The sequence below is a fragment of the Streptomyces sp. HD genome (assembly GCF_028369295.1).
GTDB lineage: Bacteria > Actinomycetota > Actinomycetes > Streptomycetales > Streptomycetaceae > Streptomyces.
The window spans coordinates 21,800-42,490 of record NZ_JAQMYP010000008.1 but is presented as its reverse complement, the minus strand read 5'-3'; the positions used below and the strand labels follow the sequence as shown (position 1 = coordinate 42,490).

At 70.1% G+C, this 20,691-nt stretch carries 19 protein-coding genes; 7 read left to right on the top strand and 12 right to left on the bottom strand.

What is annotated here, in order from left to right; genetic code table 11:
• The first annotated feature begins 149 nt into the window (after window positions 1–149).
• From POF73_RS10305 to POF73_RS10295, 3 genes are read left to right on the top strand one after another with little or no spacing between them, the layout of a single operon-like run.
• The gene (locus POF73_RS10305) at window positions 150–1,430 is read left to right on the top strand and encodes a LolA family protein (RefSeq protein ID WP_272114261.1); all 1,281 of its coding nucleotides are present in this window, start codon (window positions 150–152) and stop codon (window positions 1,428–1,430) included.
• 52 nt (window positions 1,431–1,482) lie between these two features.
• On the top strand, window positions 1,483–2,511 hold the full coding sequence (locus POF73_RS10300; protein ID WP_272114260.1) for an ABC transporter ATP-binding protein: 1,029 nt from the start codon (window positions 1,483–1,485) through the stop codon (window positions 2,509–2,511).
• 46 nt (window positions 2,512–2,557) lie between these two features.
• The gene (locus POF73_RS10295) at window positions 2,558–3,445 is read left to right on the top strand and encodes an ABC transporter permease (protein ID WP_272114423.1); all 888 of its coding nucleotides are present in this window, start codon (window positions 2,558–2,560) and stop codon (window positions 3,443–3,445) included.
• Window positions 3,446–3,448: 3 nt separating this feature from the next.
• On the opposite strand, the gene POF73_RS10290 is transcribed toward POF73_RS10295, so the two are convergent.
• The 3 genes from POF73_RS10290 to POF73_RS10280 all read right to left on the bottom strand — a co-directional run bounded on the left by POF73_RS10290 (window position 3,449) and on the right by POF73_RS10280 (window position 6,154).
• Entirely contained in the window at window positions 3,449–4,033 is a 585-nt protein-coding gene (locus tag POF73_RS10290; protein ID WP_272114259.1) for a flavodoxin family protein, read from the bottom strand.
• 45 nt (window positions 4,034–4,078) lie between these two features.
• Window positions 4,079–5,563, bottom strand: a complete 1,485-nt coding sequence (locus POF73_RS10285) for an amidase (RefSeq protein ID WP_272114258.1) — start codon at window positions 5,561–5,563, stop codon at window positions 4,079–4,081.
• Window positions 5,564–5,632: 69 nt separating this feature from the next.
• Entirely contained in the window at window positions 5,633–6,154 is a 522-nt protein-coding gene (locus POF73_RS10280) for a DUF6668 family protein (protein ID WP_272114257.1), read from the bottom strand.
• A 308-nt stretch (window positions 6,155–6,462) separates the two neighbouring features.
• Here POF73_RS10280 and POF73_RS10275 point away from each other — a divergent pair, with 308 nt between their 5' ends.
• Window positions 6,463–7,872 carry a tetratricopeptide repeat protein gene (locus tag POF73_RS10275; protein ID WP_272114255.1) on the top strand — a complete coding sequence of 470 codons (1,410 nt, stop codon included), beginning with the start codon at window positions 6,463–6,465 and terminating at the stop codon, window positions 7,870–7,872.
• A 28-nt stretch (window positions 7,873–7,900) separates the two neighbouring features.
• Here POF73_RS10275 and POF73_RS10270 read toward each other — a convergent pair whose 3' ends face one another.
• The 4 genes from POF73_RS10270 to POF73_RS10255 form a co-directional block, all read right to left on the bottom strand.
• Window positions 7,901–8,848, bottom strand: a complete 948-nt coding sequence (locus tag POF73_RS10270; protein ID WP_272114254.1) for a M28 family metallopeptidase — start codon at window positions 8,846–8,848, stop codon at window positions 7,901–7,903.
• 173 nt (window positions 8,849–9,021) lie between these two features.
• Entirely contained in the window at window positions 9,022–9,516 is a 495-nt protein-coding gene (locus POF73_RS10265) for a VOC family protein (RefSeq protein WP_272114253.1), read from the bottom strand.
• Window positions 9,517–9,647: 131 nt separating this feature from the next.
• Window positions 9,648–10,601, bottom strand: a complete 954-nt coding sequence (rarD, locus tag POF73_RS10260; protein ID WP_272114252.1) for an EamA family transporter RarD — start codon at window positions 10,599–10,601, stop codon at window positions 9,648–9,650.
• A 219-nt stretch (window positions 10,602–10,820) separates the two neighbouring features.
• The gene (locus tag POF73_RS10255; protein WP_272114251.1) at window positions 10,821–11,675 is read right to left on the bottom strand and encodes an SDR family oxidoreductase; all 855 of its coding nucleotides are present in this window, start codon (window positions 11,673–11,675) and stop codon (window positions 10,821–10,823) included.
• A 182-nt stretch (window positions 11,676–11,857) separates the two neighbouring features.
• On the opposite strand from POF73_RS10255, the gene POF73_RS10250 reads away from it, so the two are divergent.
• The 3 genes from POF73_RS10250 to POF73_RS10240 all read left to right on the top strand — a co-directional run bounded on the left by POF73_RS10250 (window position 11,858) and on the right by POF73_RS10240 (window position 13,341).
• Entirely contained in the window at window positions 11,858–12,202 is a 345-nt protein-coding gene (locus tag POF73_RS10250) for a winged helix-turn-helix transcriptional regulator (RefSeq protein WP_272114422.1), read from the top strand.
• Between the two features lie 247 nt (window positions 12,203–12,449).
• Complete coding sequence (locus tag POF73_RS10245) at window positions 12,450–12,650, top strand: hypothetical protein (RefSeq protein WP_272114421.1); 201 nt, start codon at window positions 12,450–12,452, stop codon at window positions 12,648–12,650.
• Between the two features lie 202 nt (window positions 12,651–12,852).
• Window positions 12,853–13,341 (top strand): DUF6082 family protein, encoded by a 489-nt coding sequence (locus POF73_RS10240; protein ID WP_272114250.1) that lies wholly within the window; start codon window positions 12,853–12,855, stop codon window positions 13,339–13,341.
• 61 nt (window positions 13,342–13,402) lie between these two features.
• On the opposite strand, the gene POF73_RS10235 is transcribed toward POF73_RS10240, so the two are convergent.
• From POF73_RS10235 to POF73_RS10215, 5 genes are all read right to left on the bottom strand, one after another.
• Window positions 13,403–14,482, bottom strand: coding sequence for a 2-oxoacid:ferredoxin oxidoreductase subunit beta (locus POF73_RS10235; protein WP_272114249.1), 1,080 nt, complete (start codon window positions 14,480–14,482; stop codon window positions 13,403–13,405).
• Entirely contained in the window at window positions 14,475–16,403 is a 1,929-nt protein-coding gene (locus POF73_RS10230) for a 2-oxoacid:acceptor oxidoreductase subunit alpha (RefSeq protein WP_272114248.1), read from the bottom strand. The genes POF73_RS10235 and POF73_RS10230 overlap by 8 nt, the downstream gene beginning before the upstream one ends.
• A gap of 272 nt (window positions 16,404–16,675) precedes the next feature.
• Complete coding sequence (locus POF73_RS10225; RefSeq protein WP_334313588.1) at window positions 16,676–17,335, bottom strand: response regulator transcription factor; 660 nt, start codon at window positions 17,333–17,335, stop codon at window positions 16,676–16,678.
• Window positions 17,336–17,438: 103 nt separating this feature from the next.
• Window positions 17,439–19,070, bottom strand: a complete 1,632-nt coding sequence (locus POF73_RS10220) for a hypothetical protein (protein WP_272114245.1) — start codon at window positions 19,068–19,070, stop codon at window positions 17,439–17,441.
• Window positions 19,071–19,280: 210 nt separating this feature from the next.
• Complete coding sequence (locus POF73_RS10215) at window positions 19,281–20,645, bottom strand: sensor histidine kinase (protein ID WP_272114244.1); 1,365 nt, start codon at window positions 20,643–20,645, stop codon at window positions 19,281–19,283.
• Window positions 20,646–20,691 lie beyond the last annotated feature (46 nt).

Below are 20,691 nucleotides of genomic sequence, written 5' to 3'. Positions count from 1 at the left end.
ATGGCGGATTTGGTCAGATGGAAACCACGGAAATCACCACTCCTCACCGATTCGGGTGAGAATGGCGGCTCAGGGGTGGACGAGTGCGGGGTCGTAAGGCCCGCGGGCGAGGTAGGACAGCCGCCGCCGACGACGGAGGTAAGGCACACATGGCACCGTACGCATCCGACGACAGTACGACCGCCGGGGAGGGCGACGAGCTGCGCTCCGGGCGGCGCAAGGCCGCGCGGTACGTCGTTCCGGTCGCGGTCGTGGGAGTCGCGGCGGCGACCATCGGGCTGGTCCCGGCGCTCGCCGACTCCGGCGACCCGGACCTGCCGGAGATCACCGCGCAGCAACTCATCGAGAAGATCGCCAAGTCGGACGTGCAGCAGATGTCCGGCACCTTCAAGATCACCACCGATCTGGGCCTGCCCGACCTCGGCGGCCTGGAGTCGAGCTTCGCCTCCGGCGCCATGGGCTCGGGTTCGGGTGACGGATCGTCCGCCGACCCCACGGCCAAGCTCACCGAGCTCGCGTCCGGCACACACACCCTGCGCGTCGCCCTCGACGGCGAGGACAAGCAGAAGCTCTCCCTGCTGGAGAACGCCTCCGAGTACAGCCTGATCCACAACGGCAAGGACATCTGGGGCTACGACAGCAAGTCGAACGAGGTCTTCCACGGCACCGCCGACGAGCCGCAGGGGGAGAAGGGCAAGAAGGGGAAGGCCGAAGAGGTACCCACCACGCCCAAGGAACTCACCGAGGAAGCCCTCAAGGCGGCCGACGACACCACGTCCGTCACCGTCGACGGCACCTCGCACGTCGCGGGCCGGGACGCCTACCGCCTGCTCATCAAGCCGAAGCAGTCCGGCACCACGGTCGGCGCGATCACCGTGGCCGTGGACGCCAAGACCGGTATGCCGCTGAAGTTCACGCTGACCCCGTCGAGCGGCGGCGCGGCCGTGATCGACGCGGGCTTCACCCAGGTCAGCTTCGACAAGCCGGACGCCTCCACCTTCGACTTCACCCCGCCGAAGGGTGCGAAGGTCACCGAGGAGGGTGCGCTGGAAGAGGCGGCCGGCGAGCACGGCTCCGCGAAGTCCGAGGACGAGCTCCGCAAGCAGTTCGAGAAGGAGTTCGGCGGCCCGAAGTCCGAGGGCAAGCCGGGCAAGGCACCCGAGGGCGGCCCCGAGGTCATCGGCGAGGGCTGGAACTCCGTGGCCGTCTTCGACACCGGCGGCGAGGGCATCCCGTCCGGCGCCGAGGCCGGCGGCGGCCAACTGGGCGGCTTCCTCGACTCCCTGGGCGACAAGGTCAGCGGCAAGTTCGGCTCGGGCACGGTCTTCAAGACCCGCCTGATCAACGCCCTGGTCACGGACGACGGCAAGGTCTACGTGGGCGCGGTCGACAAGGACGCGCTCGTGAAGGCGGCCAACTCGGCCAAGTGACCCACAGCCGGCCGCCGCACCCGCATCACCAGTCGAGGAGCCCGAGGAGCCCATGGAGGAACTGCCCGTCGTGGAGGGCGACGAGGTCGATCAGGCCGACCGGATCCCCCCGGATGCCCCCGGCGTCCGGGCCGACCAGGCCGATGACGTCGGCACGGTGATCGCCACCCGTGCGCTCACCAAGCGCTACCGCGGCGGGCAGCTCGCCGTGGACGGTCTCGATCTGACCGTCCCGGCGGGCAGCGTCTTCGGGTTCCTCGGGCCGAACGGCTCCGGCAAGACCACCACGATCCGCATGCTGATGGGCCTCATCGAGCCCACCTCCGGTACGGCGCGCGTGCTCGGGCATCCCATGCCCCGCTCCACGCGCGCCGTACTGCCGCACGTCGGGGCGCTCATCGAGGGGCCCGCCCTGTACGGCTTCCTCTCCGGCCGCGACAACCTCCTCCGCTACGACGCCGCCGACCCGACCGCCGATCCGCGCACCCGGCGCACCCGCGTCGCGTCCGCGCTGGACCGGGTGGGCCTGACGGCCGCCGCGGGCAAGAAGGCCAAGGCGTACTCGCTCGGCATGAAGCAGCGGCTCGGGCTCGCGGCAGCGCTGCTCCAGCCGCGCAGGCTCCTCGTGCTCGACGAGCCGACCAACGGCCTCGACCCACAGGGCATGCGTGAGATCCGTGCCCTGATCAGGGAGTTGGCCTCCGACGGCACGACCGTCTTCCTCTCCTCCCACCTCCTCGACGAGATCGAGCAGGTCTGCACCCACGCCGCGGTGATGGCGCAGGGCCGGCTGATCACCCAGGGCGCGGTGGCGGAGATGGCCGCCGGGATGCGCGGCCGGCTCGTCGTGAGCACGCCCGACACCTCGGACGCGGCCCGGGTGCTGAAGGAGCAGGGCGCCGGTGACGTCGTCATCAACGAGGACCGGGTGACCGCAGAGCCGCCGGAGCGTGATCTCGCCGACGTCAACGCGGCGTTGGTGACCGCCGGGGTCCGGGTCCGCGGCTTCGGTGTCGAACGGGCCTCCCTGGAGGACGCGTTCGTGGCACTCACGGGGGAGGGGTTCGATGTCGCGGGCTGAGGCGATGCCGCAGGGTGACGAGCCCACCCTGCGAGGCAGCGGGCCGATGCGGCCGGGAGGAGGGGCCGAAGGGGCCCGAAAGACCAGTCCGTTGTGGACCTTCGGACTCCTCCGCAGCGAACTGATCACCACGTTCCGGCGCTGGCGCACGCTCGCGCTGCTCGCTGTCCTGGCCGCCGTACCGATCCTGGTCGGGATCGCCGTGAAGATCGAGACCGGCGACGGCTCGTCGATGGGAGGCGGGGGTCCGCAGGGCGGTGGCGGCCCGGCGTTCATCTCCCAGATCACCAACAACGGCCTCTTCCTGGTCTTCACCGCACTGGCCGCGACGCTCCCGTTCTTCCTGCCGATGGCGATCGGCGTCATAGCGGGTGACGCGATCGCGGGCGAGGCGAACGCGGGTACCCTCCGCTATCTCCTCGTCGCCCCCGCCGGCCGCACCCGTCTGCTGCTCACCAAGTACGCGACCACGATGACGTTCTGCCTGGTGGCGACCCTCGTGGTCGCGGTCTCGGCACTCACGGTCGGGGCGCTGCTGTTCCCGCTCGGCGATCTGACGACCATCTCCGGCACCCGGATCAGCTTCGCCGAAGGCCTCGGCCGTGCCCTGCTGATCGCCCTGGTCGTCGCCGCGTCACTCATAGGCGTGGCCGCCCTCGGCCTGTTCGTCTCGACGCTGACCAACAGCGGCATCGCGGCGATGGCGACGACGGTCGGCCTGCTGATCACCGTCCAGATCCTCGACCAGATCCCCCAGCTGCACGCGATACAGCCGTACTTCTTCTCCCACTACTGGCTGTCCTTCGCCGACCTCATGCGCGAACCCGTCTACTGGGACGACCTCGTCAAGAACCTGGGCATACAGTCCCTCTACGCTGCGGTGTTCGGCTCGGCGGCGTGGGCGAGGTTCATGGCGAAGGACATTACGGCGTAAATCTCAGGCACTCTCGTACGGGAAGCGCGCGAGCGGCGGCTCCTGAGCGAAGAACGTCTTCGCGCGGGCCAGGGCCTCGGTGTCGTTCAGTACGTCACCGGGCTTGCTGCCGTTGCCGAGCAGTACGCCGCCGAAACGCATCCCCAGGTATGCGGCGGAGTTGCTGAGTGTGCCGACCAGCGGATCAGCGACCTCCTGCTCCTCGTGCGCGAGCGCGGTGACACCCCACAGGGTGCGCCCCGCCATGGTCGCCTTGAAGTCGAGGTCCGGTGTGCGAAGCCAGCCCGACCAGTAGTCGAGGTAGCGCTTGACGTGGGCGGACACCGAGTACCAGTACAGCGGGGAGGCGATGACGACGTCCGTCGCCGTGAGCGTCGCGTCGAGCAGCAGCGCCACGTTCCCTTCCGTCGGGCGCACATGGTCGCTGTCGTGCCGCAGGTCCTCGAAGTCGGGCAGCGGATGCGCGGCCAGGTCGATCCACTGCTGCTCGACCCCCTCGGGCAGCTGCTCGGCGGCCCGGCGGGCCAGCAACTCGGTGTTGCCGTCCGGGCGGCTGCTGCCGAGGGCGAACAGGAAGCGGCGGGTCATGGGATCCCCCAAAAGGTCGGCGTACGACAATAACTCGCCTATGCATTATATGCGCACGCAAGAACTTGTCCAGGGTCCGATCGCCACCTCGGCCGCCCGCGCCACATCGAGCAGCAGAGCCTCCCGCCCATGCGCCGCCACCAACTGGAGCCCGACCGGACAGCCATCGGGGTCGAACCCCGCCGGAATGCTGATCGCCGGATGCCCGCTCAGGTTGAACGCCCAGGTCAGCGCGGTGGAGTACCGGTCGCCGGGGCCTTCGTGGCCGTGCGGTGGGGTCGGCGCGGCCGGGGTCAGCAGCAGCTCCGTGTCGGCGAAGAGCGCGTCCAGGCGGGTGTCGTTCGCGGCCCGGATGCGGTGGGCGGGGGCGAGGTCGGAACCCGGGGTTCGCAGGGCGAGCCATGCGGGGGCCGGGTCGTCGAGGCGGAGGGGGGTGCCTGGGTGCACGAGCCGAATCGCGCCGGCTTCGGCGAGGCGTACGGCCGCGGAGTGGGCGACGGCGACGATGTCCGGATCGGGGGAGTCGAAGCCGAGGTCGGGGGACCAGGCGGCCGCGGTCGGGGTGGCGTTAACGTCCTGCGGCCGGCCGTACGTGTCGTGCGGCTCGGTGTACATGCCGTTCGGCTCGGCGTGCTTGCCGCGTGGGCCGGCGTGCATGCCGTCCGGCTCGGCGTGCACGTCAGGACGGCCGCGCTCCTCTGGCCGCCCGCCCTCCGACGCTGCTCCTCCGCACGACTCCGACGCCGCTCCCCGGGGAGCCGCCGGCGTTGCTCCGCGGTTCGCCCCCGACGCCGCTCCCCGGGGCGCCTCCGGCGTTGCTCCGCCGTTCGCCCCCGACGCCGCTCCCCGGGACGCCCCCGCCCCCCGATGCGCCGCCGACATCAGACCCCAGTACGCCGCCACATCCCCCACGCACCGAGCCAGCACCCCCGGTGCCATGAGCCCTGTGCGGTCGGTCGACGGCAGTCGTCCGTTGGTCACCTTCAGGCCGACGACCCCGCACCACGCCGCCGGAATCCGTACCGACCCGGCCCCGTCGCTCCCGGTCGCCAGTGGCACCAGTCCCGCCGCCACCGCCGCCGCGGAACCGGCGGAGGAGCCACCCGGCGTACGGTCGTGCCGCCAGGGGTTGACCGTACGGCCGTAGCGGCCGACTCCCCAGGTCTGCCAGGGAGTTCCCGGCCCCGGGACGGATGTCGCCCCCACCGCCACGCATCCCGCCGCGAGCAGCGGGCCCGCGGTGCGCAGGCCGTGCCGCCCCTTGACCCCGATCGGCACGCCGGCCAGCGGCAGCCGTTCGCCGGCCTCGACTCGCGCGTCCACCTCGGCGGCCCGCGCGAGGGCCTCCTCGTCCCACACTTCGATGAAGGCGCTCAGGACGGGATCGGTGCGCCGGATCCGTTCGAGTGTCGTTGCGACGACGTCGACGGCACGAAGGGACCGCGAGCGCACGGCTGCGGCGATCTCCTCGGCCGACAGAGGGGCGGAGGTGGGGCCAGGGCTCGCATGGGGGCCGGATGTGGTCGTCATAGGATGATTTTCCGTGAAAGTGCCGCCCGGCGGTGCCCTTCGGCTTCCCGTAGATCGGCCAGAAGGGCCTCAGCGGGCGCGCCCCGTAAGCCTGCCCAGCGCATCCGCCTCCCGGGGCGGCCGGCCGCTCAGGTCGCCGAGCCGCCACGCGGGCACCCACGGCACCCGGTACACGTCGATCACCGACTCGATCACCTTGACGCGTTCGGCGAGCGGCCGCGGAAGCCGCCCCGGCGCGTCCGCGACAAGGACCACGGCATCCAGGTCGAGCCCGTGCGGAGCCTCCCCGCGCCGGAAGACCTCCAGGGAGTTCAGGGCGGAGGCCAGCCCGGCGGCATGGGTGCGGGCGACGAGCAGTACCGACGGTGGCTCGGCCGGGCCGGGCCAGTCGCGCCCGCAGTCGTGGCCGCCGTAGACCGTGGCAAGCGTGGAGACGCCCGCTCCGCCATGGGTGCCGACCCAGGAGAAGCGCCGGGGCAGACCGGCGGCGGGGGAGGGCGGTGGATCCTCCGGAAGGGCTACGGGCCCGCGGATCCAGACCTCCGGGCCGAGCTCCGGCGGCCCTTGTTGCACGTGCATGTCAGTCCGCATGCCCGCACTCCTCCCTCGTCACGCCACCGGTCTTCGCGCCGGGCATGAGAACGCTGTGACGTGGCACAAGCTCCTGGAACGAGTCTGTGACGCCACGGTGACGTCCGCACCGCGGGTGGCCGGGGAAACTCGACAGTACGTGTATGACATGTACGACGTGTATGACGTGCGGTCGTGTCCTGAAAAGGTGTCCGGCCCGCACGACCGGATCGTGCCGCCGGGGAAGCCGGGCGGACGGCGGGAGGGAGCACCATGGAAACGGAACCCGCCGTCCGTGAACTCCCCGACGCATGCGAGTGAGGAAAGCGATGTCTCGACTCAGCCGCGCGAAGAAGCGGGAACAGAAGCGCGCCGCGGCCTCGGCGGCCCCCGTGGCCATGCCGATCGACGTGCGGGTCCCTGTCGTCGGTCCGGGCGCGGGCGGCGCGTCGATCGGGGGTGTCCCCGTCACCGCGGGCCCCGGCGAGGAGATCCAGCAGGCCGTCCTGACCCACCTCCAGCGCATCGCCCTCGCCTCCGGCCACCCCGTGCACGCCACGATCCACGACGAGCGCATCGGTTACGTCGTCCCGCTGCAGGTCGACGCGGACGGCTCCAGCCGCTTCACCGCGGACCCCGTACGGACGGCTCCGCCGCCGACGCCCGTGGCGCCTGCCCTGCCCTTGGGTCCGACGGCGCCCGGGTCACCCGCCTCACCCGCGTCGCCCGCCTCACCCGCGTCGCCCGTGACGCCGCCGACTCCGCTGCCGCTGCCGTCCGCTTCTGACGAGACGCCGTACCGGGACAAGCCCACGCATGTCCTACGCCCCTTGCCGGGCCCGTCGCAGGACGCCTCCCCCACCTTTCAGCTGCGTGCCCTGCCCGAGCCGGTGCAGGACGCCGTGCCCGGCACGGTCGCGCCGCCGCTGGGGGAGTTCGGCCCACCGCCACTGATGGACGCGAGGCCGCTGCCGGTCGACGTACCGCAGGCCGGCGTACGGCCGGCCGACGCACCACGAGCCGATGTGCCGCCAGTCGGCGCACCGCGATCCGACGCACCGCAGGCCGACCGGGCACCGGGCCGAGCGCCCGACCTGACCACCCACCGCCAACCCGCCCCTGCGACTCGCCGTCAACCCGACCACGGCCTCGTCGTCCCCCTTTCGAACCCTGAATCCGACCCCGACCCCAAACCCACCCCACCCCGAGGCTTCGACGCGGTGGCCGAAGCCGTTCTGGGGGACGCGCCGCCTGTCACCACCGCCGACGCCTCCCCCTTCGCCGGGCAGCTGGCCCGCATCAACGAGGCCGTGAAGGCGGGACGTACGACAGAGGCGGCGGAGGTCGCGGACCGGACCGTGGCGGAGGCGTCGGCGGTGTTGGGGCTGGAGCATCCCGAGGTGCTCCGTATGCGGGAACTCGCCGCGTACATCTCCTACTTGACGGGCGAGCCGGTACGCGCCTTCCGTCTCTCCCTCGACGTGGCCCGGACACACCACCGCACCCGGGACGCCGAGGCGGCGTACGGCAGCCTCCACGGCGCGGCCACGGCCTGGCGGGCCGTACGGGATCCGGCGCTGGGGCTCGACCTGGGCCGGGAGCTGCTCGGCGTGTGGAGCGAGCTCATGACGGAGGGCGGTCCGGCCGTCGAGGACATCGAGGAGCTGGAGTCGGCCCGTGCACGCATGGACCGCCTCGCCGCCCGAGCCGCAAAGTCGGCCGAACCGCCCAGGAGTTGAGTCAGTGACCGCTCACTGACTCACAGGGTCACTCCGACAGCTTCCACACCGCGTACGCGACGGCGTCGCTGTTGCGGTCGAGGGCGGTGTCGTTGATGTTGGACGTGGTGTCGCAGGACGAGTGGTAGCAGCGGTCGAAGGACTGCCCGGCCGTACCGCCCCACTTGGTCACCTGCGCCGCGGTCTTCGTGCGGCTCGCGCCCGTGAACAGCCCGCCCACCGGCACGCCCGCGCTCTTGAACGGTGCGTGGTCGGAGCGGCCGTCGCCCTCGGTCTCGATCTCGGTCGCGACGCCGAGGCCGGCGTAGAAGTCCTTGAAGGTCTTCTCGATCGCGGGGTCGTCGTCGTAGACGAAGTAGCCGGGGTTGGGCGAGCCGATCATGTCGAAGTTCAGATAGCCGCTGATCTTCGAGCGGTCGGTTGAGGAGAGCTTGTTGACGTAGTTGCGGGAGCCGACCAGCCCCAGCTCCTCCGCGCCCCACCAGGCGAACCGCAGATGCTTGGTGGGCTTGTAGCCGGCCCGCGACACGGCGAGCGCGGTCTCCAGGACCGCCGCCGAGCCGGAGCCGTTGTCGTTGATGCCGGGGCCGGAGGACACGCTGTCGAGGTGCGAGCCGGCCATGACGACCTGGTTGGCGTCGCCGCCCGGCCAGTCGGCGATCAGGTTGTAGCCGGTGCGGCCGGAGGACGTGAACTGCTGGATGCTCGTGGTGTATCCGGCGGCGTCCAGCTTGGCCTTCACATAGTCGAGGGAGGCCTTGTAGCCGGGGCGGCCGTGCGCGCGGTTGCCGCCGTTGGCGGTGGCGATGGACTGCAGCTGGTTGAGGTGGCCCTTGACGTTCGCCACGGGTATGTCGGGTGCGGCGGCGACCTCGACGTCGGCGGGCGCCGCACCGGCTATGGAACCGCTGGTCAGCAGCGTGACGGACGCGACTACCGCAGTCGCCGACGCACGCCAGGAAACGGGGAGCTTCATGTGGGGGGCTCCGAATTCCAGGCGGATCCCCCGTGGGGTGACCACAGAGGATCCACAGTGAATGGGGTGCCTGGATGGTGAGGGTGAGCCTGACTCTCCGTCAAGAGTGCTATCAGGACAGGACGTTCAGACAAGGAAAAACCCGAGGAAAACCCAAGGGAAAACCCTGTGTCTCAGTGCACGCAGAACTCGTTGCCCTCCGGGTCCGACATCACCACCCACTGCCCGGACGGTTCCGTCACCTGCCGCAGCACGCTCGCCCCCAGCCGCTCCAGCCTCCCGACCTCGGCCTCGCGCTCCCCGGCCGCCGTGTGCAGATCGAGATGCAGCCGGTTCTTGGTGGTCTTCGCCTCCGGCACCCGCTGAAACAGCAGCCGCCGCCCCAGCCCGGTCCCGCTCTCCTTGTCATACGGATCGTCCGGATGCCGTACGGCCACCAGGTCCCGGAAGGCGAGCCGGGCATGGAACTCGACGACGGCCTCGCGCGGCAGTGCGCCGAGTTCCAGGAGCCGCTCGATGAGGGCGTTGTTGTCCTCGACCTCGTAGTGCAGCGCGGCGGCCCAGAAGTCGGCCTGGGACTGCGGGTTGGCGCAGTCGATGACGAGCTTCCAGTGGAGGGGAGCGGGGGTGGAGGTGGGGGTGGACGCTGGTTCGGGTGTCTGGGTCATGCGACCACTCATATGGGGTGGGTGAGTGGGGCGGCAACAGGAATCGCCGGTCAGTGAATTCAGCCCGTCCGGCGTTCGAGGACAAGGCCTCTCAAGGGCGCCGAAGCGGGGCACCGGGGGCAGCCCTCGGATCAGGCGTCCACCGCAGCTGCCCTCGGCTTCTCGACCTGCCGGACGCTGAACCCCGCCACCCGGCTCCTCCGGGCGGAGCGCCACGCGTCGGCCGTCAGCAACGTCAACGCCAGCCACACCAGCGCGAACCCGGCCCACCTCTCGGCCGGCATCGCCTCGTGGAAGTACAGGACGCCGAGCAGGAACTGGAAGACCGGCGCCAGGTACTGCAGCAGCCCGAGCGTCGACAGCGGCACCCGTATCGCGGCCGCGCCGAAGCACACGAGCGGCAGGGCGGTGACGACGCCGGTGGCCGCGAGGAGGGCCGCATGCCCGGTCCCCTCCGACGTGAACGTCGACTTTCCTTGCGCCGCCAGCCACGCCAGGTAGCCCACGGCGGGCAGGAACTGGATCGCGGTCTCGGCGGCCAGCGACTCGATGCCGCCGAGGTTGACCTTCTTCTTCACGAGCCCGTAGGTGGCGAAGGAGAAGGCGAGGACGAGGGAGATCCACGGCGGCCGGCCGTACCCGATCGTCAGCACGATCACGGCCGCGAAGCCGACGCCGACCGCCGCCCACTGCACGGGCCGCAGCCGCTCCTTCAGCAGCAGCACGCCCATCGCGATGGTGACGAGCGGGTTGATGAAGTACCCGAGCGAGGCCTCCACCACATGGCCCGTGTTCACGGACCAGATGTAGACGCCCCAGTTGACGGTGATCACACTCGCGGCCACGGCGATGAGCGCCAGCCGCCGAGGCTGCCGTATCAGCTCACCCGCCCAGGCCCAGCGCCGTACGAAGACCAGCGCGACCGCCACGAAGACGAGGGACCAGGCCATTCGGTGGGCGAGGATCTCGACCGCGCCGGCGGGCTTCAGCAGGGGCCAGAAGAGGGGGACGAGCCCCCACATCCCGTACGCCGCGAAGCCGTTCAGCAGTCCTGTGCGCCGTTCACCCTGCGACTTCCCGGCCACGGCCCCTCCTTCGCGCGCTCACCCCGGCCCCGCCCCTGCGACAGCCTGCACGAAGGTAACGCCGAATACCCCCGCATGTCATGTCCGTATCGCCATACGGTCATGACAGCGGGGGTGTGGTGCCGGGGGCTGCGCGCCGGGCGGGCGGTCGGCCTTTGACTCAGGCGGTCGAGGGTCCTTGGTACAGGCAGCCGAGGGCGGGCCCTCGCCCCGGAGGGGTCAGTTCTTGACCGCGGCCGCGATCGCCTCGGCGAACGGAGTGGTCGGGCGGCCGGCCAGGCGGGCCAGGTCCCCGCTGTCGATGACCAGCTCGCCCTTCTCGATGGAGGCGTCCACGCCGGCCAGGATCGCGGCGATCGGCTCGGGCAGCCCGGCGCCGGTCAGGATGCCGGTCAGCGCCTCGGTCGGGACGGGGCTGTTGGCGATCTCCTTGCCGGTCTGCCGGCTCAGCTCGGCGGCGTACTCGGCGAAGTTCCAGGCGACGTCGCCGCCCAGCTCGTACGTCTTGTTCTCGTGCCCCTCGCCGGTCAGTACGGCGACGGCGGCGGCCGCGTAGTCGGCGCGGGCGGCGGAGGAGACGCGGCCCTCACCGGCGGCGTGGGTGATCGCGTTGTATTCCAGCACCGGCGCGAGGTTCTCCGTGTAGTTCTCGTGGTACCAGCCGTTGCGCAGCAGCACGTACGGCAGGCCGGACTCCAGGAGCGCCTTCTCGGTGCCGCGGTGGTCGTCGGCGAGGGCGGCCGTGAGGCTGCCGGGGGCGCTGGTGTAGGCGAGCAGGGCGACGCCGGCGTTCTTGGCGGCGTTGATGACGACCGTGTGCTGACCGACGCGGTCGTTGCCGACCTCGCTGCCGGATATGAGCAGCACCTTGTCGCCGGCCGCGAACAGCGTGTCGAAGGTCTCCGGCGTGTTGTAGTCGGCGACGGCGAGCTTCACACCGCGCTCGGCGAGGTCGGCGGCCTTCTCCGGGGTGCGGACGACGGCGGTGACCTGGTCGGCCGGAACCTTCTCCAGCAGCTGCTCAACGACGTGGCGGCCCAGGTGTCCGGTGGCTCCGGTGACGACGATGCTCATGATCAGAACTCCTTGTGGGGTGCGTTGGCACTAACCATAGGAGGTGCACTTACTGCGCGAAAGTACCCACTTTGAAGTAAGGTACTGGCATGGCAGTAAGTAGCGCGACGGACCCCACCGCTTCCATCGCTTCCCCCGTTCCCACCGCTCCTGCGGTGAACAAGTACGACCTCGGCGAGCAGATGTGCCCGTACCGGCTGGTCCTGGAGCATGTGACCAGTCGCTGGGGTGTCCTCGTCCTGATCGAGCTGCTGGAACGCTCCTACCGCTTCAGCGAACTGCGCCGGGCGATCGGCAGGGTCAGCGAGAAGATGCTGACCCAGACCCTCCAGGCCCTGGAGCGCGACGGCCTGGTCCATCGCGACGCCAAGCCGGTCATCCCCCCGAGGGTCGACTACTCCCTGACCGACCTGGGGCGCGAGGCGGCGGAACAGGTGCGCGGGCTGGCGCTGTGGACCGAGCGGCGGATGGGAGAGGTGGAGAAAGCGCGGGCGGCGTACGACGCGCGCAAGAGCGGCGCTGAGTAGGACCGGAGTCGCCAAGTCCAACCGCGTGATCGCTGCGCGGCGATTCAAAAGTGTGTCGACATACAGACATGATTACACTGGGTTACTATTTCACCAGCAGTCTGTGCATATTGGCCTCGTGCTCTGCGCATATTGACCTTGTGTGTCGACCGCCAGCCCGACGGTCGCCTCCCAAGAGAGGCTGCTCGTGTCCAGTAATCCCTTTGCTGATTGCGCCATCCTCCGCCGTCTCGGAACGGACCCTAAAATGCGGGGGAGTCGCAGTAGTGAAACCTGCCCGGACATTTTCGAACTCAGTGATGGAAGCTTCGCCGTCATCGGTACCGAGGCCACTGCGGCCCTGGGGGCGTTCCTCCCTGCCGACGCGGCCAGAGCCGACTATGAGCGCATTGTCGTGATCAGTCGAGACACTCTGATTCACGCCAAGAAGGACATTCCTGACGTGTAGGTGGTGCAGGGGCCGGGGTGTCCTGCATGCCTCGTAGTGGGGGCGGACGGCTGGGGCGGAGCATCCATCTGTGCGCCCCCCTTCCGCCTCTGCGCCTGTGCATTCCGACGGGCACGCTGGTGCGGGGATGCTTTCCGCCGTGCGTCGGCCCGAGTGCCTGAGCCGGGTGCGGCCACCGGACATGGGGGGTTACGGAATGGAGATGTCGAACCAGGAAGAGCTCATAGGAGATTTTCTCGGTGTGCTCAGCGCCATCTCCGACGGACTGGCGGGCATTGCGAAAGAGATGCACCGGGCGAACATCATCCAGATACAGCGCCTTTTCGCGGAGCAGTTGGATCGGTCGATCGATGATCCGTTGCTTGCCGAGGCTTTGAGTACCTTGGACGGTATATCCGAGGACAGGCGACGGCAGATGATCTTTGCAAATCGCCAGTACGGTCTGATTCTGCTTGCCTATCGGGTCGGTGTAATTGATCGGGGAGAACTCCTGGGGGACCTGAAGATACTGAGCAGGAATTCTGTCTTCGCGGAGTACTGGCAGCGGACGGCCGAGCACCGCGGACTGCTGCCCGAGGAGTCGCTGGAGGCGAGGACGGGCCGGGCTGTCGACGCGGTCATGGACGAGCGACTGGATGCCCTGGAGGAGTGGTGGGTCGTGGCGCCCGAGTCGACGACCCCGGCCGACTGACGGCTTGAGGGCCTGGGTGCCGCGCACCCAGGCCCTCACTTGGCCGCTGGTCAGCAGTCGGTCAGCCCACGACCGTCCAGGTGTCCCCACCCGCCAGCAGTGACGCAAGATCGCCCTTGCCGTTCTGTTCGATCGCCGAGTCCAGCTGGTCGGCCATCTGGGTGTCGTAGACCGGACGGTCGACCGAGCGGAACACACCGATCGGGGTGTGGTGCAGGGTGTCCGGGTCGGCAAGGCGGGACAGGGCGAAGGCCGTGGTGGGGGACGCGGAGTGGGCGTCGTGGACCAGGATCTGCGACTCGTTCTCCGCGGTCACCGTCACGACCTTCAGGTCGCCGGTCTGCGCGTCGCGCACCACGCCGCGTGAGGCGTCCGTACCGAAGCGGATCGGCTGCCCGTGCTCCAGGCGGATCACCGCCTCCTCGGCCTGCTGCTTGTCCTTGAGGGCGTCGAAGGCGCCGTCGTTGAAGATGTTGCAGTTCTGGTAGATCTCGATCAGCGCCGTGCCCCGGTGGGCGGCCGCCTCGCGCAGCACCTGGGTGAGGTGCTTGCGGTCGGAGTCCACCGTGCGGGCCACGAAGGACGCCTCCGCGCCGATCGCGAGCGACACCGGGTTGAAGGGTGCGTCCAGCGAACCCATCGGTGTCGACTTGGTGATCTTGCCGACCTCGGACGTCGGGGAGTACTGGCCCTTCGTCAGACCGTAGATCCGGTTGTTGAACAGCAGGATCTTGAGGTTCACATTGCGGCGCAGGGCGTGGATCAGGTGGTTGCCGCCGATCGACAGCGCGTCGCCGTCGCCCGTGACCACCCACACCGACAGGTCCCGGCGCGACGCGGCCAGGCCCGTCGCGATCGCGGGGGCGCGGCCGTGGATGGAGTGCATCCCGTAGGTGTTCATGTAGTACGGGAAACGGGACGAACAGCCGATGCCCGAGACGAAGACGATGTTCTCCTTGGCCAGGCCCAGCTCCGGCATGAAGCCCTGGACCGCGGCAAGGATCGCGTAATCACCGCAGCCGGGGCACCAGCGCACTTCCTGATCGGACTTGAAGTCCTTCATGGACTGGCGGGCCTCGGCCTTGGGGACGAGTGAGAGCGCTTCGATCGTGCCCGTGCCTTCCGCGGACGTCTCAGGCATCGATGGCCTCCTTGAGAGCCTTGGCAAGCTGTTCCGCTTTGAACGGCATGCCGTTGACCTGGTTGTACGAGTGGGCGTCCACCAGGTACTTCGCCCGGACCAGGGTGGCGAGCTGGCCGAGGTTCATCTCGGGGATCACCACCTTCTCGTAGCGCCCGAGTACCACGCCCAGGTTGCGCGGGAACGGGTTCAGATGGCGTAGATGCGCCTGCGCGATCGACTCGCCCGCGTTGCGCAGACGGCGTACCGCGGCCGTGATCGGCCCGTACGTCGATCCCCAGCCCAGCACCAGCGTCTTCGCCTCGTGCGGGTCGTCGACCTCCAGGTCGGGCACGTCGATGCCGTCGATCTTGGCCTGGCGGGTGCGGACCATGAAGTCGTGGTTGGCCGGGGCATACGAGATGTTGCCCGTGCCGTCCTCCTTCTCGATGCCGCCGATGCGGTGCTCCAGGCCGGGCGTGCCCGGGATCGCCCAGGGCCGGGCGAGGGTCTGCGGGTCGCGCTTGTACGGCCAGAAGACCTCGCTGCCGTCCTCCAGGGTGTGATTCGGGCCCTGCGCGAACTGCACCGTCAGATCCGGCAGCTCGTCCAGCTCCGGGATCCGCCAGGGCTCGGAGCCGTTGGCCAGATAGCCGTCCGACAGCAGCATCACCGGTGTGCGGTACGTCAGCGCGATCCGCGCCGCCTCCAGCGCGGCGTCGAAGCAGTCGGCCGGGGTGCACGGGGCGATGATCGGCACCGGGGCCTCGCCGTTGCGGCCGAACATCGCCTGCAGCAGGTCCGCCTGCTCGGTCTTGGTCGGCAGCCCCGTCGAGGGCCCGCCGCGCTGGATGTCGATCACCAGCAGCGGCAGCTCCAGCGACACGGCCAGCCCGATGGTCTCCGACTTCAGGGCCACGCCGGGACCGGACGTCGTCGTCACCGCGAGCGAGCCGCCGAAGGCCGCGCCCAGTGCGGCGCCGATGCCGGCGATCTCGTCCTCGGCCTGGAAGGTCCGTACGCCGAAGTTCTTGTGCTTGCTCAGCTCGTGCAGGATGTCCGAGGCCGGGGTGATCGGGTACGAGCCCAGGAACAACGGCAGGTCCGCCTGGCGAGACGCGGCGACCAGTCCGTAGGACAGCGCGAGGTTCCCGGAGATATTGCGGTAGGTGCCGACCGGGAAGGCGGTCGTCGCCGGGGCGATCTCGTAGGAGACGGCGAAGTCCTCGGTCGTCTCCCCGAAGTTCCAGCCCGCGTGGAAGGCGGCGATGTTGGCGGCCGCGATGTCGGGTTTCTTGGCGAACTTCGACTTCAGGAACTTCTCGGTGCCCTCGGTCGGCCGGTGGTACATCCAGCTCAGCAGGCCCAGCGCGAACATGTTCTTGCTGCGCTCGGCCTCCTTGCGGGTGAGGTCGAACTCCTTCAGCGCCTCGACGGTCAGCGTGGTCAGCGGCACCGGGTGGAGGCTGTACCCGTCGAGCGAGCCGTCCTCCAGGGGTGAGGTTTCGTACCCCACCTTCTGCATCGCCCGTTTGGTGAACTCGTCGGTGTTGACGATGATCTCCGCACCGCGCGGCAGGTCGCCGATGTTGGCCTTCAGCGCCGCCGGGTTCATCGCGACCAGCACGTTCGGGGCGTCGCCCGGGGTCAGGATGTCGTGGTCGGCGAAGTGCAGCTGGAACGAGGACACGCCCGGCAGGGTGCCTGCGGGGGCCCGGATCTCCGCCGGGAAGTTCGGCAGCGTCGACAGGTCGTTGCCGAACGTCGCTGTTTCCGAGGTGAAGCGGTCGCCGGTGAGCTGCATACCGTCGCCCGAGTCCCCCGCGAAACGAATGATCACCCGGTCCAGCCGGCGGACATCCTTCGCCCCTGCCGGTTTGCGCTGCTCTCCCACGACGGCTTCGTCGGCCTGCTCCGTTGGGCTACTGACCTGGCTGGTCACTGAACTGGACCTCCCTTGAGGCTGTCTGGGCACGGCCTTCCCGCAAGCCTTCCCAGGATCAACCCTACGTCCGCAAAGGTCGCCCTCCCCGGGCCATTCGCATGACGGACATGGATTTGAGACGGCTCTCCACCCTGACTTGTCATGATTTACACGCCCCCCGGCGCTGCTTTTGAAGACGCTCCCTGCTCTTTGTTCGGTTGCCGTGTTCGCGCCTGTTCGGTGGGTGCCGCGAAAGTGGTCACCCATTTGACTGACACGAGGTCAGGCCGTCAGGAGTTCAGATAGGTGAGGACCGCGAGCACGCGCCGGTGATCCCCGTCGCTCGGGGACAGGCCGAGCTTGAGGAAGATGTTGCTGACGTGCTTCTCGACGGCACCGTCGCTCACCACCAGCTGCCGGGCGATCGCGGAATTCGTCCGCCCCTCGGCCATCAGCCCCAGGACCTCCCGCTCTCTCGGGGTCAGCCCCGCGAGGACGTCCTGCTTACGGCTGCGGCCCAGCAGCTGGGCGACGACCTCCGGGTCGAGGGCGGTCCCCCCTTGGGCCACCCGCACGACCGCGTCCACGAACTCCCGAACCTCCGCCACGCGGTCCTTCAGCAGATAGCCGACCCCGCGGCTGGACCCGGCCAGCAATTCCGTGGCGTACCGCTCCTCCACGTACTGCGACAGGACGAGTACCCCGAGTCCGGGGTGTGTCTTGCGCAGCTGTACGGCCGCCCGCACCCCTTCGTCCGTGTGCGTGGGCGGCATCCGTACGTCCGCGACCACCACGTCCGGCAGCTCGTCCTGTCCGTCCAGCTCCGTGATGGTCTTGATCAGGGCATCTCCGTCCCCGACCCCCGCCACGACCTCATGCCCACGGTCGGTCAACAGCCGGGTCAGTCCCTCCCTGAGCAGCACCGAATCCTCGGCGATGACCACCCGCACCCTGTCCTCCACGATCCCCGGCCCCCCGAGCCTTGGTGTTCGGCCGAGCGTCCCCCGGCCCTGTCGTCCCTCGCGACCTCAGTATCCCGCGATCGGGTCTTCCTTATCGGGCCTGTGGACAACCTGCCCGCCCGAGCTCGAATCGCGCGGGAACGAAGGAGGCGTCTTCGAGGCGCATGCTCAGGGCGCGTTCGGTTTTCGGGTCCCACAGGGAGATGCGGTCGCCCTGGGGGCCGAAGGTCACGACGGGGCGGGTGGCGGGCGGGAGGGGGCCGTAGACCGGGGGTTTACCGCTGATGGGGTGGATGCAGACGAAGTGGGATTCGAGGCCGTGGAAGTCGTCGGGGGTGCGGCCGGCGGCGAGGGCGCGCTGGTCGGCGGCGGCCCGGGCGTCGGCGCGTCCCACGGCGACGACGGTCAGCAGCAGCGCGGCCAGGCAACCGAAGGCGATGCCCACCTGCATGGTGTCCGCGAACCGCGTCCCGGCCCGCGCGTACGCGCGGTGGATGAAGCCCGCGGTGCCCATGATCAGGAGGAACCCGGCCAGCGCGCACATGGCGGGGAAGACCCCGGCGCCCAGCAGATCCCACCAGTCGGTCGTGACGGTGTCGTCGGGGAGACCGAAGTGCGAGAGGTACTTGCTCTGGACGATGCCGCCGATGCGCGGCACACCGGCGAGCAGCACGGGCACGGCCAGCGGAATCGTCCACGGCAGAGCGAGGCGTACGGCGGCGGAGTAGAGGACGGCGTGCCGCAGTCCCCAGCCGCCGACCGCGTACGCCAGAGCGAGGGCGACGGCGAGGCCGACGACCAGCGGCCATCCGGGCTTCTCCGGCGCGGCGCCGAAACGGTCGATCACTACCCCGAGGCCCGCCCCCGCCGCACCGCCGATGCCGAGCAGCAGCAACGGAGGTCTGTAGGGCCGGGGGGCCACGGGACGCAGCCTGTACTCGCCCTCGCGGAGGGGCTGGGGGTCGAGTGCCGTGGACAGGGAGCGGATGTCCGGTGTCGCGGGCTGTGGGCCGGTGGGCGGCGTGGTGGGGAGCGGGACGGTGCCCGTTGGCGGGGATTGTGAGCCGGTCCTGGGTGCCGTGGATTGTGCACCGGTACTCGGTGTCGTGGGCTGTGAGCCGGTGTCACGTGCCGGGGCCGGTGAGCCGGCGCCGGGTGTGGAGGGTGGCGAGGCCTGAGGCACGGAGAGGAACCGTTCCGGCCGGTTCTCGCGACTGTCGCGACTCGCTCGGCCCTCCCGGCTCGCCCGGTCCTCCCGGCTCCATCGGCGGTCCCTCAGCACGGCCTGGACCCTGTCCCGTAGGGGAGGCCGGACCGGTACGACTTCCCAGCCCCGGCTGTGCGTCTCCGGCCGGCGCATCAGCGCGGCCTCCCGCGCGATCACGTCCAGCCCGCTCTGCCCGGCCAGCCGCTCCAGCTCCCAGGTGGCCTGCGCGGCCGCCCCTCGCCGCGCCCCCAGCAGCCGTACCTCCACCACCCGGGCCACGTAGGACGGTGTCTGTCCTGCTGCCGGTCCCTCACCGGGCCTCGGCTCCCGGATCGGCCAGCCGCGTCCCTCGAACTGCTCTTCCGCCAGCCTGATCTCGTCCGGGTCGTCCCGTATCTCCACGAGCACCCGCACCCGGTGATCGAACGGCCGCCCCGGTGCGGCCCCCGCCGACGCCGCACCCCCGTCACCGACCTGCGGAACGGGCAGGGGCCCCTCGGCCCGCTGCCCGTACACCCGCCCCCGTATCCGTCCCAGAATCCCGCGCCCGGTCAACGCACCGTCCCCCTGATCCGCCTGCAAACCGCAGATCAGCGTGCCAGCACGCGGCCGATCAGGCGACCAGAACCACGCGGCCCGAACGGCACAGCCCGAACGGCACAGCCCGAACTACGAGGCCCGAACGGCACAGCTCGAACTACGCGGCCCGAACTACGCGGCCCCGGACTACACAGTCCGCCAGGGCAGCTCCGCCGTGACCCGGGTGGGCCCCCCGACCGGCGAGTCCACCACCAGGATCCCGTCCACCGCGTCCAGCCGCTCCGCGAGCCCCGCCAGCCCGGAGCCGCCGGAGACGTCCGCGCCGCCGATCCCGTTGTCCACGACCTGCAGCATCAGCCGGTTCTCCACGCGCCACACATCCACGGCCGCCCAGGTGGCCCGCGAGTGCTTGCTGATGTTCTGGAGCAGTTCCGACACCGTGAAGTACGCGATCCCCTCGATCGCCGGCACCGGCCGGTCCTCCAGATCCACCTGCACCTCCACCGGCACCGTGCACCGCGAGGCCACCGCCGACAGGGCGGCGTCCAGGCCGCGGTCGGTCAGGACCGCCGGATGGATGCCGCGCGCGAGGTCGCGCAGCTCCTGCAGTGCCGTCTTCACCTCGCCGTGCGCCTCGTCGACCATCCGGGCAGCGGCGTGCGGGTCCTCGGCGAGCTTCTCCTTGGCGAGGCCCAGCCCCATGGCGAGGTTGACCAGCCGGGCCTGGGCACCGTCGTGCAGGTCGCGCTCGATGCGGCGCAGGTCGGCGGCGGCCGTATCGACCACGACACCGCGGTCCGACTCCAGCTCCACCACGCGCGTGGCCAGCCGGGACGGCCCGAGCAGGCCGTGCACCAGCAGCCGGTCGACCGTCGTCAGCGCCCGCACGATCCAGGGCGTGGCCAGCGTGAACAGAAGGCCCACCAGCGCGGTGACCGTGATCTCGAAGGGGTTGTCCAGATAGATGTGGTGGGTCTCGTCGCCGTACAGCTGAATACCGTCCTGACCGACCCAGGCCGGGAAGACCCAGAACCACAGCGGATACGTCAGCAGCACCCAGCCGTACGCCCAGAAGTTCAGGGCGACGACGAAGGAGAACACCGCCCACGGGAAGTGCAGGACCGCGTACAGCAGGGCCCGCCACGACGTGCCGCTCTTCAGTACGGCGCCCATCCACGCCATGAAGCCGCGCCGGCGCATCCGCAGCGGTTCCGGATCGGCCACCTCCAGCTTCAGCAACGCACGCGCGCGTGCCCGCTCCAGCGCCCCGAAGCCGCGGCAGCCGACCAGGCCCGCCGCCAGCACCGGGATGCCCAGGAACGTCACCAGCAGTCCGGCGCCCAGCGACACCATCGTGATGGCGTACACGAACAGCACGAGGCTGATCGGGAAGCTCAGCAGCACATATCCGAACTCGCGCCAGCTGCGTGCCTCGAACGGCGCCCGCAGCCCGGCCGGCAGCCGGTGCCGACGCTCACCGCCCTGCTCGGGAAGGCCGCGCTCGGGGAAATCGAGCCCGTGCCCGTAGCCCTGTCCGTACTCCGTGGCCATCGGCGTCGTCCGTTCTCCTCGTCCCGTCAGCCCCGTCGGGGCTGTG

Excerpts from the sequence above, each read along its gene's own strand:
- POF73_RS10305 (WP_272114261.1), top strand. The coding sequence starts at position 150 with ATGGCACCGTACGCATCCGACGACAGTACGACCGCCGGGGAGGGCGAC.
- POF73_RS10300 (WP_272114260.1), top strand. The coding sequence starts at position 1,483 with ATGGAGGAACTGCCCGTCGTGGAGGGCGACGAGGTCGATCAGGCCGAC.
- POF73_RS10295 (WP_272114423.1), top strand. The coding sequence starts at position 2,558 with ATGCGGCCGGGAGGAGGGGCCGAAGGGGCCCGAAAGACCAGTCCGTTG.
- POF73_RS10290 (WP_272114259.1), bottom strand. The coding sequence starts at position 4,033 with ATGACCCGCCGCTTCCTGTTCGCCCTCGGCAGCAGCCGCCCGGACGGC.
- POF73_RS10285 (WP_272114258.1), bottom strand. The coding sequence starts at position 5,563 with ATGACGACCACATCCGGCCCCCATGCGAGCCCTGGCCCCACCTCCGCC.
- POF73_RS10280 (WP_272114257.1), bottom strand. The coding sequence starts at position 6,154 with ATGCGGACTGACATGCACGTGCAACAAGGGCCGCCGGAGCTCGGCCCG.
- POF73_RS10275 (WP_272114255.1), top strand. The coding sequence starts at position 6,463 with ATGTCTCGACTCAGCCGCGCGAAGAAGCGGGAACAGAAGCGCGCCGCG.
- POF73_RS10270 (WP_272114254.1), bottom strand. The coding sequence starts at position 8,848 with ATGAAGCTCCCCGTTTCCTGGCGTGCGTCGGCGACTGCGGTAGTCGCG.
- POF73_RS10265 (WP_272114253.1), bottom strand. The coding sequence starts at position 9,516 with ATGACCCAGACACCCGAACCAGCGTCCACCCCCACCTCCACCCCCGCT.
- POF73_RS10255 (WP_272114251.1), bottom strand. The coding sequence starts at position 11,675 with ATGAGCATCGTCGTCACCGGAGCCACCGGACACCTGGGCCGCCACGTC.
- POF73_RS10250 (WP_272114422.1), top strand. The coding sequence starts at position 11,858 with ATGTGCCCGTACCGGCTGGTCCTGGAGCATGTGACCAGTCGCTGGGGT.
- POF73_RS10245 (WP_272114421.1), top strand. The coding sequence starts at position 12,450 with ATGCGGGGGAGTCGCAGTAGTGAAACCTGCCCGGACATTTTCGAACTC.
- POF73_RS10240 (WP_272114250.1), top strand. The coding sequence starts at position 12,853 with ATGTCGAACCAGGAAGAGCTCATAGGAGATTTTCTCGGTGTGCTCAGC.
- POF73_RS10235 (WP_272114249.1), bottom strand. The coding sequence starts at position 14,482 with ATGCCTGAGACGTCCGCGGAAGGCACGGGCACGATCGAAGCGCTCTCA.
- POF73_RS10215 (WP_272114244.1), bottom strand. The coding sequence starts at position 20,645 with ATGGCCACGGAGTACGGACAGGGCTACGGGCACGGGCTCGATTTCCCC.